Source organism: Lichenibacterium ramalinae (assembly GCF_004137085.1).
Taxonomy (GTDB): Bacteria; Pseudomonadota; Alphaproteobacteria; order Rhizobiales; family Beijerinckiaceae; genus Lichenihabitans; species Lichenihabitans ramalinae.
The window spans coordinates 1-1,613 of sequence record NZ_QYBC01000060.1 but is presented as its reverse complement, the minus strand read 5'-3'; the positions used below and the strand labels follow the sequence as shown (position 1 = coordinate 1,613).

1 protein-coding gene is annotated in these 1,613 nt (G+C 68.4%); it reads left to right on the top strand.

The features are described 5' to 3' along the window. The first annotated feature begins 85 nt into the window (after positions 1-85). The gene (locus tag D3272_RS26995; RefSeq protein WP_129222324.1) at positions 86-1,450 is read left to right on the top strand and encodes an IS1182 family transposase; all 1,365 of its coding nucleotides are present in this window, start codon (positions 86-88) and stop codon (positions 1,448-1,450) included. Positions 1,451-1,613 lie beyond the last annotated feature (163 nt).

Here is a 1,613-nt window from a genome sequence, read left to right as displayed (position 1 = left end):
CTAGCAGCTTGTCGGACTTAACGGCCCTTTTGGCTTTTGGTATGGTTGGCTGGTCGTCCCCCTCGCGTCGGTCTGCCTGCCTGCCATGAGCAACTTCCGCCCGATCGACCGGGACATGGATTACCTGCTTCCGCCCTCGGTGAACGAGTGGCTGCCCGAGCGGCACCTGGCGCGGTTTGTCGTCGAGGTTGTGGACGGCCTCGACCTGTCGGCGATGAGCCGGAACTACCGGGGATCGGGATCGGCCCCGTACCATCCGTCGGTGCTGGTCGGCCTTCTGGTCTACGGCTACGCGTCGGGCGTGTTCTCGAGCCGGCAGCTCGAGCAGGCCACCTACGACAGTGTCGCGTTCCGCTTCGTGGCGTCGAACCAGCATCCCGACCACGACACGATCGCCTCGTTCCGGCGCCGCTTCCTGCCGCGGATCGAGGCCTTGTTCGTCGAGGTGCTGCAGGTGGCGCGGGAGATGGGGTTGTTGAAGCTCGGCACGATCGGGCTCGACGGCACCAAGATCCACGCCGACGCCAGCCGCCACAGCGCCCTGTCGTGGGACCACGCCAATCGGATCGAAGCGCAGCTGAAGGCCGAGGTCGCCGAGCTGATGGCGCGGGCCGAGGCGACGGACCGGGCGGACGTGCCCGACGGGATGTCGATCCCCGACGAACTGGCGCGGCGCGAGGAGCGGCGGGCGCGGATCGCCGACGCGAAGGCCGTGATCGAGGCTCGGGCGGCGGAGCGCCATGCCCGCGACAAGGCCGCCTACGACGCCAAGGTGGCGGAGCGGGACGCCAAGGCGGCGAGAACCGGCCGCAAGCCCCGTGGCCGGCCTCCGGTCCCACCGGTCGAGGGTCCTCTGCCGGGCGATCAGGTCAACCTCACCGACGCGGAAAGCCGGATCATGCCGGTGGCGGGCGGCGGTTTCGAGCAGTGCTACAACGCGCAGGCGGCCGTGGCGGCCGACAGCCTGCTCGTGGTGGCGGTCGACGTCTCGCAGGCGCCCAACGACAAGCAACAGCTGGCTCCGATGCTGGACAGGATCGCCGCTCTGCCGGACGATCTCGGCCGGCCCGATGCGCTACTGGCCGATGCCGGCTATTTCAGCGAGGCCAACGTCGAGGCCTGCGCCAAGGCGGGCATCGATCCCCTGATCGCCCCGGGTCGGGACGCTCATCACCCCGGCCTGGACGAGCGCTTCGCCCCTGCGCCACCCGAGCCCGAAGATCCGACGCCGCTCGACGCGATGCTGCATCGGCTCAAGACGCCCGAGGGACGAGCGCTCTATGCGCGGCGCAAGCACACGCCCGAGCCGGTTTTCGGCATCATCAAGTCGGTCTTGGGCTTCCGGCAGTTCTCGTTGCGAGGCCTCGCCGGCGCGCGGGGCGAGTGGAGCCTCATCACCATGGCTTGGAACGTCAAGCGCATGTTCAACCTGACTCAGGCCGCCGCCTGAACGCCCCACATTTCTCGCTGTTCAGAGCCCTACAGGCCGGATCTGGAGCCAGCGAGGATCATCAGGCAACCGATCTTGGCCGAAACCAGACCCGATCATCTAAAACCAGCGCGCAGCCCACCGCAAACGCATCACCGTCGACCCCACTCCGACAGGCTGCTAG